Source organism: Archangium violaceum, assembly GCF_016887565.1.
GTDB classification, from domain to species: Bacteria; Myxococcota; Myxococcia; order Myxococcales; family Myxococcaceae; genus Archangium; species Archangium violaceum_B.
The window spans coordinates 8,530,424-8,542,843 of sequence record NZ_CP069396.1; the positions used below are offsets into that span (position 1 = coordinate 8,530,424).

General features: G+C 68.8%; 11 protein-coding genes. 9 read left to right on the forward strand and 2 right to left on the reverse strand.

The annotated features are described in order from the left end of the window. Window positions 1-3: 3 nt before the first annotated feature. Entirely contained in the window at window positions 4-486 is a 483-nt protein-coding gene (locus JRI60_RS33870) for an RrF2 family transcriptional regulator (protein ID WP_204220060.1), read from the reverse strand. 87 nt (window positions 487-573) lie between these two features. Between JRI60_RS33870 and JRI60_RS33875 the strand changes: the two genes are divergently transcribed. Both JRI60_RS33875 and JRI60_RS33880 read left to right on the forward strand, forming a co-directional pair. Then, window positions 574-1,410: a PHP domain-containing protein gene (locus tag JRI60_RS33875; protein WP_204220061.1), complete on the forward strand. Its 837-nt coding sequence runs from the start codon at window positions 574-576 to the stop codon at window positions 1,408-1,410. Window positions 1,411-1,499: 89 nt separating this feature from the next. Next, a complete protein-coding gene (locus JRI60_RS33880; RefSeq protein WP_204220062.1) occupies window positions 1,500-2,861 on the forward strand; it encodes a cytochrome P450 in 1,362 nt (453 codons plus the stop codon). 46 nt (window positions 2,862-2,907) lie between these two features. Here the strand turns inward: JRI60_RS33880 and JRI60_RS33885 are convergent, their stop codons facing one another. Continuing rightward, entirely contained in the window at window positions 2,908-4,488 is a 1,581-nt protein-coding gene (locus JRI60_RS33885) for a methyl-accepting chemotaxis protein (protein WP_204220063.1), read from the reverse strand. A gap of 237 nt (window positions 4,489-4,725) precedes the next feature. Here JRI60_RS33885 and JRI60_RS33890 point away from each other — a divergent pair, with 237 nt between their 5' ends. The 7 genes from JRI60_RS33890 (at window position 4,726) to JRI60_RS33920 (ending at window position 12,418) form a co-directional block, all read left to right on the forward strand. Further along, entirely contained in the window at window positions 4,726-5,103 is a 378-nt protein-coding gene (locus JRI60_RS33890) for an NADH-quinone oxidoreductase subunit A (protein WP_204220064.1), read from the forward strand. A 9-nt stretch (window positions 5,104-5,112) separates the two neighbouring features. After that, window positions 5,113-5,670, forward strand: a complete 558-nt coding sequence (locus tag JRI60_RS33895) for an NADH-quinone oxidoreductase subunit B (RefSeq protein ID WP_204220065.1) — start codon at window positions 5,113-5,115, stop codon at window positions 5,668-5,670. Window positions 5,671-5,811: 141 nt separating this feature from the next. Further along, a complete protein-coding gene (locus JRI60_RS33900) occupies window positions 5,812-7,098 on the forward strand; it encodes an adenylate/guanylate cyclase domain-containing protein (protein WP_239469862.1) in 1,287 nt (428 codons plus the stop codon). A gap of 144 nt (window positions 7,099-7,242) precedes the next feature. Further along, a complete protein-coding gene (locus JRI60_RS33905; protein WP_204229209.1) occupies window positions 7,243-7,755 on the forward strand; it encodes an NADH-quinone oxidoreductase subunit C in 513 nt (170 codons plus the stop codon). A 36-nt stretch (window positions 7,756-7,791) separates the two neighbouring features. Beyond that, window positions 7,792-9,057, forward strand: coding sequence for an NADH dehydrogenase (quinone) subunit D (gene nuoD / locus JRI60_RS33910; protein ID WP_204220067.1), 1,266 nt, complete (start codon window positions 7,792-7,794; stop codon window positions 9,055-9,057). Continuing rightward, window positions 9,054-10,919: a 2Fe-2S iron-sulfur cluster-binding protein gene (locus JRI60_RS33915; protein ID WP_204220068.1), complete on the forward strand. Its 1,866-nt coding sequence runs from the start codon at window positions 9,054-9,056 to the stop codon at window positions 10,917-10,919. The genes nuoD and JRI60_RS33915 overlap by 4 nt, the downstream gene beginning before the upstream one ends. Before the next feature lie 2 nt (window positions 10,920-10,921). Beyond that, window positions 10,922-12,418, forward strand: coding sequence for a complex I subunit 1/NuoH family protein (locus JRI60_RS33920; protein WP_204220069.1), 1,497 nt, complete (start codon window positions 10,922-10,924; stop codon window positions 12,416-12,418). Window positions 12,419-12,420: the final 2 nt, after the last annotated feature.

A 12,420-nucleotide genomic window follows, 5' to 3' on the forward strand; every position in this document is an offset into this window, starting at 1 on the left:
CGCTCAGCGCGATTCGGCGGGCGGACGCGCGGGGGCCTCGGGCGCCGGCTCGGGCACACGCAGGTCGCTCATCGCCAGCCGGTCCAGCGTGGTGTGGCGGTAGACCTCGAGCATCCGCTGCTGGCCCAGCTTCCACACCCCGTACATGGTGCAGCTGCCGGTGGCCTTGCACGAGTCATGGTTGCTGCCGTCCTGGCAGACGTTGACCACCACCGGGCCCTCGACGGCCTCGATGACGTCCAGGAAGGAAATCTCGCGCGCGGGCCGGGCGAGCGCGTACCCTCCGTGCGCCCCCCGCGTGGAGCGAACCATGTTGCGCTCCACGAGCGTCTTGAGGATCTTCGCCAGGAAGTCCTCTGGTACATCCATCCGGCGGGCTATCTCCCGGAAGGGAACCATGCGCTCCATCGGCTGCGAAGCCAGGAAGATCATGGCCCGCATGCCGTATTCGATCTTCCGGGAAATCTGGAATGGGTGCTGCTGCATTGCGGTCGCCGTCGATGAGTCCCAGGTTTATCCCACATCCTATGGGTCGTAAGCGGACCTTTCAACCCGAGCACCTTGGAGCAAGCCGTGATCGATCTGCATTCCCACACCACCGCGAGTGATGGCCAACACTCGCCCGCCGAGCTGCTGGCCCTGGCGGCGAGCGCGGGGGTGACGGCCCTGGCGGTGACGGACCACGACACGGTGGCGGGGCTGGCGGAGGCGGAGGAGGCGGCGAGGGCGCACGGGGTGGAGCTGGTGCCGGGCATCGAGCTGTCGGCGTTCGTGCTGAAGCGAGAGGTGCACATCCTGGGGCACTTCCTGCGGCGGGACTTCCCGGAGCTGGCCAGCTACGCGGCGCGGCTGCGGGTGGAGCGCGAGCAGCGGATGGAGCGAATGGTGGAGCAGATGCGGCGGCTGGGCTTCCCGGTGCGGATGGAGGACGTCCGGGCGGTGTCGGGGAATGCGCAGTTGGGCAGGCCGCACCTGGCGCGGGTGCTGGTGGACCGGGGCTGGTGTCTGGACATGAAGGAGGCCTTCGACCGGTTCCTGGGCGCGGGCAGGGCGGCCTGGGTGGAGCGGTTCAAGCTGGACGGCGAGGACGCCATCAAGCTCATCCACCGCGCGGGGGGCACGGCGACGGTGGCGCACCCGGGCAGCTCGAAGCTGGAGCGCCACGAGATTCGCATGCTGGCCAAGGCGGGGCTGGATGGATTGGAGGCGCTGCACTCGGACCACAACCCGAGCGTGCAGGAGAAGTACCTGAAGTTCGCCAGGGAGTTCGACCTGGTGCCCACCGGGGGCAGCGACTTCCATGGAGAGCAGGTGACGCCGGGGAAACGCCCGGGTGACTCCACCACCCCGCCGGAGAACTTCGCGAAGCTGCGCGCCCGCGCCACGAGCCAGGGTTCACGGCCGGGTTAGACGAACGCTTCCGGGTGTGAGGAGTTCTTACCACTTGGAAAGTGTCCGCTTGACGGAAGAAAAGGCCCTCGTCCAGAATTCCGGTTTACATGGAAACCGCGACGAACCTGCTCTTCCGCCTGCCGCAGAAGGAGACCCACCGGGACGGGATTCCCATCCTCCCCGGCGCTCTGCCCCTGGTGGGACATACGCTGTTCAACATCGGCGACACCCTCACGTTCCTGCGCAACGCGGCCAGGAAGGCCGGTCCGCTGTTCTGGACGCGGGGCATCGGCGACAGGCTGACGCTGGTCTGCATGGGAGAGCCCGGCTTCGAGCTGCTCAAGAACCGGGTGACCAGCAGCGAGTTCATCCGCGAGCAGTCGCCGGACTTCGTCGGTGACTCGCTGCTGTCCCGGGATGGCGTGCCCCACCGCAACCTGCGCTCGGCCATGAGCGGGCCCTTCACGCCCCGGGGCCTGACGTCCAGTGGGGCCGCGGCCATCTCCGCCGAGGTCGTCGAGGCCTGCGTGGCCGGTCTTCCCTCGCAGGGCGCCTTCTCCCTGCTCTCCCACACCCAGAGGCTCGCGCTCGACGTCATCTTCCGCGTCATGGGCATCGACCGGAGCGAGCTGGGGGCCTGGAACGAGAACTACCGCGAGTTCATCCTCGGGGCCCTGCCCTTCAAGATGGATCTGCCCTTCTCGCCGGCCCGGCGCGCCCGGAAGGGACGGATCTGGCTCGATTCCCGCTTCTCCAAGCTGATCACCGCGGCGCGGGGAAGGCCGGACATGCCGGGCACGCTCTCGGCGCTGCTGGCGGCGCGTGATGAGGAAGGGAAGGCGCTTGGGGATGAGGATCTCATCCAGAACCTGCGCCTGCTGGCCCTGGCGGGCCACGAGACGTCCGCGTCGGTGATGGCGTGGCTGGGCATCGTGCTCGCCCAGCGGCCCGACCTCTGGGAGAAGCTGCGGGAGGAGTCGGTGGCGGCGCCGGGCCTGCCCCGCTCGCCCGAGGATCTCAAGCGTCATCCCTTCGCGGAGGCGATCTTCCGCGAGGTGCTGCGGCTGTATCCGCCCGTGTCGTTGACGGCGCGCCAGGCCAACGAAGACCTGGAGCTCTACGGCAAGCGGGTGCCGCGCGGCACGATGATCACCATCCCCATTGGCACCTACGGCTACGACCCGGCGCTCTTCCCCGAGCCGGAGCGGTTCGATCCCTCGCGCTGGCTGGGGAGGCGCTCGCCCCCGTCGGCCATCGACATCGCGACGTTCGGAGGCGGCCCCCACTTCTGCCTGGGCTACCACCTGGCCTGGATGGAGGTGGTGCAGTTCGCCACGGCGTTCGCTCGGGAGATGGCGCGCCGGGGACTGAGGCCCCAGCTCGCTCCGGGAACGGCTCCTCCCAAGCTGCGGTATCTCCCCTTCGGGCAGCCTCCGAAGAAGACGCACATCGAGATGGTCCGGGCCTGACGTCCGCCGACCCTCACCCCGCCCCTCTCCCAGAGGGAGAGGGAGGTCAGCGGTCGCGCGCCACCTTGAACCTGGCGGTCAGCACCGTGAGGCTGTCCGCCACGTTCTGGAGATCCTGCGCGATGCGCGTGGTGCGACCCGTCGCGTCCACGCCCTGCTTCACCAGCTCCGCCACGTTGCGCGCCCCCTGCACCGCCTGCTCGCTGGACTGACGCTGCTGCCGCGTCGCGATGGTGATCTGCCGCGCCGCCTCGCTCGTGCCGCGCGCCAGCTCGACGATGCGCTGGAACACCGCCGAGGCCTGCTCCGCCACCTCCACGCCGCGGTCGCTCGTGGCCATGCCCACGCGCGCCTTGGTGGCCGCCTCGTTGCCCGAGTCCTGCACCTTCTCCACGATGCGCGCGATGTCCCGCGCCGAGGCCGACACGTTCTCCGCCAGCTTGCGCATCTCCGCCGCCACCAGCGAGAAGCCCCGCCCCACCTCGCCCGCCTTCGTGCCCTCCAGCGCCGCGTTCAGCGCCAGCAGGTCCGAACGCTCCGCCACCTGGTTGATGACCTGGGCGATCTTCGACACCTGTTGCAGATCCTGGTTGAGGCCCACGATGGCGTCCGCCACGCCCTTGGACTCCATGCGGATGTCGTTGATGCCCGCCACCACCTGCGCCACCACCGCCATCGCCTCGGCCACCGCCTCGTGCGTGCGCCGCGCGCTGGACTCCACCACCTCGGTGGAGCTGGAGATCTGTTCCGCCGTGCGGCTCAGCTCCTCGAAGGTCGCGGCGATCTGCTGCGCGTACGCCGCCTGCTGGCTGATGACGTGCTCCTGATCCGCGGACGCTCCCGTCAGCCCCCGCGAGGCGCTGGAGAGCTGCTCCAGCCGCGCCAGCAGCTCCGTCACCGTGCCGCGCAGCGTGCCCAGCATCTCGTTGAAGGAGTGCGCCATCAGCCGCACCTCTCCCGCCGAGGCCACGTCCACCTCGCTGAGGGACACGTCGCCCTGCGCCACCTCGTGCGCCGCCTGTGTCATGCGCGTCACCGGCTCGGCGATGGCCCGCCCGATGAAGAACGCGATGAACAGGCCCACCACCGTGGCCCCCAGGTACGCCATGAAGCTCGGCATACGCGTGGCGCCCGCCTCCGCCCTCACCTTGGCGGCGTCCATGCCCACCGCGTAGACACGGCCATCCGGCAGGGAGCAGTACGCCACCGGCGCATCCTGCAGATCCATCGTCTCGCAGCCCGGGCCTGCCTTCAACGCGCGCTTGAGCCCCTGCGGGACGGGGCCGCGATCGAACATCACCGTGCCATCGCTCGCCAGCAACGCCTGGAAGGACACGGAGCCCGACTGCTCCACCCGGTCGAAGATGCGCGTGAGCTGCTTCATCTCCCACGTCTCCGCGCTCTGGGCCCCCGAGGACGCCTTCGACATGGGCTCGCCCTGCTCCATCAGGAGCGCGATCCCATCCGAGGCGAGCATCCCCACGGCCTTCGCGCGATCCTCGAGTTTCCCCAGCCCGACTTCCTCCTGCTGCTTCGGGAAGTAGACGCTGCTGAACAGGGCCAGGGCGAGGCTGGGAACCAGCACCGCGAACGCCACCTGCCAGCGCAAACTGAGCCGACCCCACATGCTCGGGCTCTCTCCTGTATCGATCGGGAAAAGCGCCCCCGGTTGTCGCGGGCGCGCCAGGGTGTGACCCTAGGCGTCCCGTGTGCGGAGCGTCAAACCCCCGCCCCCTGGCCGCTCGCGGAGGAGCAGGCGGGGAGACAGGCTCCTCCACCGGCTTTCCACTGTCATGTCCAGGGGTTGGATCTCCGGGCTTCCCCATTGACACGGCCCCCTTGTGTCCCTAGGGTCCGCCGCGAAATGGATCCCACGACCAACCCCCTCGCCTCCTACCTGCCGCTGGCCGTCGTGCTGCTGCTGGCGGGCGTGCTGGCGCTCGTCATCGTGCAGCTGGCCTCCATGCTGGGCCCCAGGCGTCCGAGCTCCATCAAGTCCACGGCCTTCGAGGCCGGCTCCGAGAGCAGCGGTCCCGCGCGCCAGCGCTTCGCGGTGAAGTTCTACGTGGTGGCCCTCCTCTTCATCGTGTTCGACGTCGAGGCGGTGTTCCTGTACCCCTGGGCGGTGAACTTCCAGGCGCTCGGCTGGTTCGGCTACGTGGAGATGCTGGTTTTCGCGGCGACCCTCGTGGTGGGCCTTATCTATATCTGGAAGAAGGGTGCTCTCGAGTGGGAGCACTGAGAAACGACCATGGCTGAATCCGATATCGCCCCCGTACTGACCACCCGCCGCGATGACGCGATGGGCTTCTTCGAGCGGATGGTCTCCAAGGGCCTGGGCTGGGCGCGCAAGTACTCGCTCTTCACCTACCCGTTCGCCACCGCGTGCTGCGGCATGGAATTCATGTCCGTGTCCGCGGCCCGCCACGACATCGCCCGCTTCGGCGCCGAGTTCCCCCGGTTCTCTCCGCGCCAGGCCGACATGCTGATGGTGATCGGCACCATCAACCTCAAGCAGGCCCCCATCCTCAAGCGCGTCTACGAGCAGATGTGCGAGCCCAAGTGGGTCGTCGCCTTCGGCGTGTGCGCCTCGTCCGGTGGCTTCTACGACAACTACGCGGTGCTACAGGGCATCGACCGCGTCATCCCGGTGGACGTCTACATCCCCGGCTGCCCGCCGCGCCCCGAGCAGGTGCTCGACGGTCTCAAGCTGCTGCAGGACAAGATCGGCAACCAGACGCACAAGGCCGGTCACCGCGCTCCGGCCCCGCACGATCTGCTGGCCGGCCAGTACAACCTCACCAAGTAGGCAGCCGCGCACCGCTGGTGCCGGCCCCGGGCCCCGCGAACCTCCTCGGAGGTGGCGGGGCCCTCGCTTTTGCACCGGATGTGCACACACCCGGGGGTACGTGCGAGGATGCGCGTACACCCCCAACACGGCCGAGACCGAGTGGACGAGTCCAGGCAGAGACGCGCTTCGCTCTCCGAGTTCCTGAGGGAGCCGGTGGGCAAGGCCATCGAGGCCGAACGGCGGCACAACGCCGAGCGGCTGGCGCTGGTGCGCCTGCTGGGCGTGTCCGCCATCCTGGCCATCTCCACGTACCAGGCGCGGGTGCAGGGACTGGCGGACTGGGAGGTGTACCTCGTCCCCATGGGGGCCTACTGGCTGTGCACCGTGGCCACACTGGTGGGTGTGCTGCGCTCGGCGCTCGTGGCGAGCTGGGCCGGACTGTCCCTGGCGGTGGTGGACGCGCCGGCCATCTACTGGCTGCAGCACCTGGCCATCCCCGTCTCCCCTTCTCCCGGAGGCGTGGCCGGCTTCACCCTGGGTATCTACACCGCGCTCATCGTCATCTCCGCCCTGTCGCTGCGCCGCACGGTGACGTTCACCGTGACGGGCGTGGCGGCCCTGGCCGAGTGGTATCTGCAGGCCGAGGCCTCCATCGGCGTGGGCGCGCGCCTGGTGGGGGCGGTGGTGCTGATGATGACGGCGGGTGCCGCGAACTACCTCTTCCACCGCATCCGCATGCTCGTCTCCGAGCTGACGCACGAGGAGCTCCAGCGCGCCCAGCTCGGCCGCTACTTCTCCCCCGCGGTGGCCGAGCGCCTGCAGGACCTGGCCTCGCCGGTGTCCACCCCCGAGCTGCGCGAAGTGACAATCCTCTTCGCGGACCTGCGGGACTTCACCGCGCTCAGCGAGCGGCTGTCTCCCGAGGCGGTGGTGGCCATCCTCAACGAGTACTACGGCCGCATGGTGGAGGTGGTGTTCCGCCACGGTGGCACGCTCGACAAGTTCATCGGGGACGCACTCATGGTGTACTTCGGCGCCCCCCTGCCCGAGCCGGAGCACGCCCGGCGGGCCGTGGAGTGCGCGCTGGAGATGATGCGCGAGCTGGAGGCGGTGAACGGCGAGCGGCTCGCCCGGGGGGAGCCCGGCCTGCGCATGGGGGTGGGCCTGCACACCGGCCGCGTGGTGCTCGGCAACATCGGCTCCACCGCCCGCCGCCTCGAGTACACCGCCATCGGCGACACGGTGAACCTGGCCAGCCGCATCGAGCAGCTCACCAAGCGGCTCGGGACGCCCGTGCTCGTCTCCCGCAGCACCCGGGACCAGGCGGGCGAGGGCTTCCAGTGGCAGGAGCTGCCCCCCACCCCCGTGGCCGGCAAGAGCGAGCCCGTCTCCACCTTCATTCCCGGGCCCACGCGCGCCCGGGGAGGCAGCGGGGCGGCGGCCTGAAATGCCCGTTCCGGCCCACCGGGGCTTCTGCCTCGCGTAAGTAGCGGGGATGGCTGAGGGATTACGTTGACGCCCCCCGGGGGTCATCCTTATAACGCGCCGGATTCCATAGCCAGCATTGGGGCCCCCTTGAGCACTTTCGCACTGGACAGGGTCACCGCCCAGTTCCCAGAGGCGGTGGCGGAGCGCTACCTCGACCGCACTGGCGGCGCCTGGGCCGTCATCCACGCCGAGCACCTGCCGAAGGTCGCCGCGTTCCTGAAGAACGAGCTCGACTTCAAGCTCTTCACCTCGATCGACGCGGTGGATCGTCTCCACCTCGCGGAGAATGATCCGCGCTTCGAGGTCGTCTACTTCATCTACTCGCTGTCGCGTCACGAGCACGTGCGCCTGAAGGTGCGCGTGAGCGAGGCCAACCCGGAGCTGCCCTCCATCACGCCCATCTTCAAGGGCGCCAACTGGTGGGAGCGCTTCGTCTGGGACTTCTACGGCATCCGTTTCACGGGACACCCGGACCTGCGCCGCGTGTTGCTGTACGAGGAGTTCCAGGGCCATCCGCTCCGCAAGGACTACGCGATGCGCGACCGTCAGCCGCTCATCCCCGAGCGCCCCATCAAGGACATCTTCCGCGGCCCCGGCACCAGCGGCGTCTCCTGATCGCCCGCCCCCACCGGCAGCCCCCCAGAGGACATCATGGCGGACACCCACAAGCCCGCGTCACCCCCCAGTCCCGAAGCGCCCAACCCGGACATCGACGCCTACGCCCACGAGGCGGAGCTGGAGACCCACCTCCAGACCAAGCGGATGTACGTGAACATGGGCCCCTCGCACCCCGCCATGCACGGCACGGTGCGCATGAAGGTGGAGCTCGAGGGCGAGAACATCGCCGAGTCCGATTGCGAGATCGGCTTCCTCCACCGCGGCTTCCAGAAGAGCTGCGAGAACGTCACCTGGACCCAGTGCCTGCCGTACACGGACCGGTTGAACTACGTGTCCGCGATGATGAACAACTTCGGCTTCCTCAACGCCGTAGAGAAGCTCATCGGCCTGGAGATTCCGGAGCGCGCCCAGTACATCCGCGTCATCGGGTCCGAGCTGCACCGCATCCATGATCACCTGACGTGCGTGGGCGCCACGGGCATGGAGCTGGGCGGCTTCGCCCCGTTCCTCTTCGCCGTCGAGGCGCGCGAGCTCATCATGGACCGCGTCGCCGAGCTGACGGGCGCGCGGCTCACCACCAACTTCGGCCGCATCGGCGGAATGAACCGCGATCTGCCCGAGGGGTGGATCGAGAAGGTCCACAAGACGCTGGACAAGGTCATGGAGCTGGTCACGGAGATCGACGGGCTGCTCACGCGCAACCGCATCTTCGTGGATCGCACCAAGGACACGGGCGTCATCAGCGCCGAGGACGCCATCGACTACGGCTGGACGGGCCCCTGCCTGCGCGCCTGCGGCATCAACTACGACATCCGCAAGGCCAAGCCGTACTGGGTGTACGACCGCTTCGACTTCGACATCCCCATCGGCGAGAGGGGCGACAACTTCGATCGCTACCTGATGCGCATCGAGGAGATGAAGCAGTCCGAGCGCATCCTGCGCCAGGCGCTGAAGACGATTCCGGGCGGCCCCATCATCCTGGACGACTGGCGCATCGCGCTGCCGCCCAAGCCCGAGGTGTACGGCACCATCGAGGGCGTCATCTCGCACTTCAAGCTGGTGATGGAGGGCATCCAGGTGCCCGCCGGCGAGGTGTACGACGCCACCGAGGCCGCCAACGGCGAGCTGGGCTGGTACATGGTGAGCGACGGAGGCGGCCGGCCGTACAAGGTCCACGTGCGCGCGCCGGGCTACCCCATCCTGTCCGCCGTGCCCTCCATCATCAAGGGCAAGATGCTGGCGGACCTCATTCCCACCTTTGACACGATCAACATGATCGGCGGCGAGGTCGAGCAGTGAGCGACAACGACACCAAGAAGCCCACCGGAGACTCGCAGACGCCCCCCAAGGGCGCGCCCTCCGAGACCCGCGAGGCGCCCGGCTCCACGCCGAAGCACCCGCCCGCGGGCGCGAAGCTGGATACGCCTCCGGCCGCGCACAGCGCCCCCACGGCGCCTCCGCCGCCCCCGGCCGCCAAGCCGGCCGGCCCTCCCCCGCCGAAGAACCCGGGCTTCGTCACCTGCACCATCGACGGCAAGGAAGTCGTGGTGAAGCCGGGGACGAACATGATCGAGGCGGCCCGCATGGTCGGCTCGGACATCCCCTACTTCTGCTACCACCCGCGCCTGTCCATCGCGGCCAACTGCCGCATGTGCATGGTGGAGGCCTCCAACGCCCCCAAGCTGGTGCCCGCCTGCCAGACGCCCATCGCCGAGGGTCAGGTCATCAAGACCACCACCCCCAAGGTGAAGGAGCAGCAGCGCGCCGTCATGGAGTTCCTGCTCCTCAACCACCCGGTCGACTGCTCCATCTGCGACCAGGCCGGTGAGTGCAAGCTGCAGGACTACTACATGCGCTACGACTACCGCCCCTCCCGGCTCGAGGGCGGCAAGGCGCTGAAGAACAAGCGCAAGGTCCTGGGGCCCCGCGTGGTGCTGGACCAGGAGCGCTGCATCATCTGCAGCCGCTGCGTGCGCTTCATGAACGAGATTCCGAAGGAGCCGCAGCTCGGCATCTTCGGCCGTGGCAGCCACGAGGTCATCGACACGTTCCCGGGCAGCGAGCTCAACAGCAACTACTCGCTCAACACCGTGGACATCTGCCCCGTGGGCGCGCTGCTCAGCCGCGACTTCCGCTTCCGCGCTCGCGCCTGGTTCCTGTCCGCCGCTCCGTCCGTGTGCACCGGCTGCTCGCGCGGCTGCAACACCTACGCGGACTTCATGGGCCAGGACACCTACCGCTACCGCCCGCGCGAGAACGAGGCCGTCAACAAGAGCTGGATGTGCGACCACGGTCGCTCGACCTACAAGTACCTCAACACCGGCCGCGTGCTGAGCGCGGTGGTGGGCCGCCAGCAGGGTACCGGCACCGCCCGTCCGGAGGTCGCGCGCAAGGAGGCCATCAAGGCCGCCGCCAAGGCGCTCGCCGACGTGAAGGGCAAGGTGGCGGTGCTCGCCTCGCCGGTCGCCTCCAACGAGGACCTGCTCGCCTCGCTCACCTTCGCCAAGGTGTCGCTGGGCGCCAAGGAAGTGTTCGTCGGTGGCCGCCCGCAGGGCGAGGCCGACCACTACCTCCTCACGGCGGACCGCAACCCCAACCGCAAGGGCCTGGAGCTGATCGCCCAGGGCCTGGGGCTGACGGTCAAGCCGTTCGACGAGCTGGTGAAGGGCATCGACGCGGGCCGGGTGAAGTCGCTCTACGCCGTGGGCACCGAGGTGCCGGTGGGCGAGGAGTCCTTCGCGCAGGCCGCGGCGAAGCTGGACGTCTTCGTGGCGCAGGCGATGAACGAGTCGCCCGTGACCGCGCAGGCCACCGTGCTGCTGCCGGCCGCCGTGCACGTGGAGCACGATGGCACCTTCGTGCAGGTGGACGGCCTCATCCAGCGCTTCCGCAAGGCCTACCCCTCCAAGGGTGACGCCGCGGCGCACTGGGCGCTGGCGGCGGAGCTCACCCGCGAGATGGGTGGCACCGCGGCCTGGACGTCCTCGCGCGACGTGTTCCGCGAGCTGGGCAAGCAGGTTTCCGAGTTCGCCTCCTTCGACTGGGACAAGGCCTCGCCGCCCGACCGGGAGAAGCCGGGCATCAATCCGCTGCCGACCGCCGCCGACGGCAGGCCTCCTGGGTATCGTGAGTTCGGCGCTCCCAGGGTCCGGGGTCTCTGACAATGAAGCGCGTCACCACCATTCTCTTCTGGTTCGGCGTCATGTTCGGCGCCTTCGCCGTGCACATGCTCCTGGCGTACGTGCTGGGTGGCGTGGTCGAGGGCGTCTTCCCGGGCGCCAGCCGGCTCACGAACATGCTCATCCTGATGCTGGCCTTCGTCATGGGCACGGCATCCCTGCTCACGGTGGCCGAGCGCAAGTGGAGCTCGCTGATGCAGAACCGCATCGGCCCCAACCGCGCGCGCATCCACCTGCCGGGCTTGAAGGACAAGGCGCTGGTCGGCATCCCGCACTTCCTGGCCGACGGCGCGAAGATGCTCTTCAAGGAGGACTTCATCCCGGCCACGGCCAACAAGCTCCTCTACAACCTGGGGCCCATGCTGGCCTTCGCGCCGGTGTTCGCCCTGTTCGCGGTGGTGCCCGCCGGCCCCACGGTGAAGGTATTCGACCACACCGTCGACATGGTGGTGGCCACCCCGGACTTCGGCCTGCTCTACGTGTTCGCCATCGCCTCGCTGGCGGTGTACGGCACCTCGCTGGCCGGCTGGTCCTCCAACAACAAGTTCGCCCTGCTCGGTGGCGTCCGCGCCGCCTCGCAGATGATCTCCTACGAGGTCGCGCTGGGCCTGTCCCTGGTGGGCCTGATGATGGCCTTCTCCACGGTGCAGCTGCCCTCCTTCGTGGGCCACGTGACCAATGAGCTGGGCTCGGGCGCCGCCGCCAGCGGCCAGGCCGCCTACCTGTGGCGCTTCACCCCCGAGGGCTCCACCTTCGACTTCGGCATCCCCGCGTGGGGCTTCCTGCTGCAGCCGCTGGGCTTCTTCCTCTTCTTCGCCGCCGCCTTCGCGGAGACCAAGCGCGCCCCCTTCGACACGCCCGAGGGTGAGTCGGAGATCATCGGTTACTTCGTCGAATACTCGGGCATGAAGTTCGGCCTGTTCATGATCTCCGAGTTCGTGGAGATCGTGGTCCTGTCGGGCCTCATCGTCGTCCTCTTCTTCGGCGGCTACCACCTGCCCTTCGGCGGCGAGTGGCTGTCCAACCTGGCGGTGATGAAGGAGTACGGGTGGCTGTACGGCGCCGTGCTCGGCACCGTGTTCTGGGCGAAGGTGATGTTCTTCGTGTGGCTGCAGCTGGCCATCCGCTGGACGTTCCTGCGCTTCCGCTACGACCAGATCCAGACCCTGGGCTGGAAGATCCTCCTGCCCGCCGGCCTCATCAACGTGTTCGCCACGGGCGCGCTCGTGCTGTGGGATCCCTCCCTGCGCGCGCTGGCCCTCTTCGGCCTGCTGCAGATCGGCGTCCTGGTGGCCCTGACGATGTCCTCCGCCAAGAAGGAGGAGGGCACCGAGGGCCATGGTCACGGTGGCCACGGGGCCCACGGACACGGTCACGACGACGCGCATGGCCACGGCCTGCCCGCCCACGCGCATGCCGCCCATGCCGCGGACTCCCATCCCGCCGGTGCGCACTCCGGTGCCACCGCGGCCTCGCACTAGTT

What these genes read in the sequence shown, in the direction of transcription:
- JRI60_RS33870 (WP_204220060.1), bottom strand. Translation starts at nt 486, where the DNA reads ATGCAGCAGCACCCATTCCAGATTTCCCGGAAGATCGAATACGGCATG.
- JRI60_RS33880 (WP_204220062.1), top strand. Translation starts at nt 1,500, where the DNA reads ATGGAAACCGCGACGAACCTGCTCTTCCGCCTGCCGCAGAAGGAGACC.
- JRI60_RS33885 (WP_204220063.1), bottom strand. Translation starts at nt 4,488, where the DNA reads ATGTGGGGTCGGCTCAGTTTGCGCTGGCAGGTGGCGTTCGCGGTGCTG.
- JRI60_RS33890 (WP_204220064.1), top strand. Translation starts at nt 4,726, where the DNA reads ATGGATCCCACGACCAACCCCCTCGCCTCCTACCTGCCGCTGGCCGTC.
- JRI60_RS33895 (WP_204220065.1), top strand. Translation starts at nt 5,113, where the DNA reads ATGGCTGAATCCGATATCGCCCCCGTACTGACCACCCGCCGCGATGAC.
- nuoD (WP_204220067.1), top strand. Translation starts at nt 7,792, where the DNA reads ATGGCGGACACCCACAAGCCCGCGTCACCCCCCAGTCCCGAAGCGCCC.
- JRI60_RS33920 (WP_204220069.1), top strand. Translation starts at nt 10,922, where the DNA reads ATGAAGCGCGTCACCACCATTCTCTTCTGGTTCGGCGTCATGTTCGGC.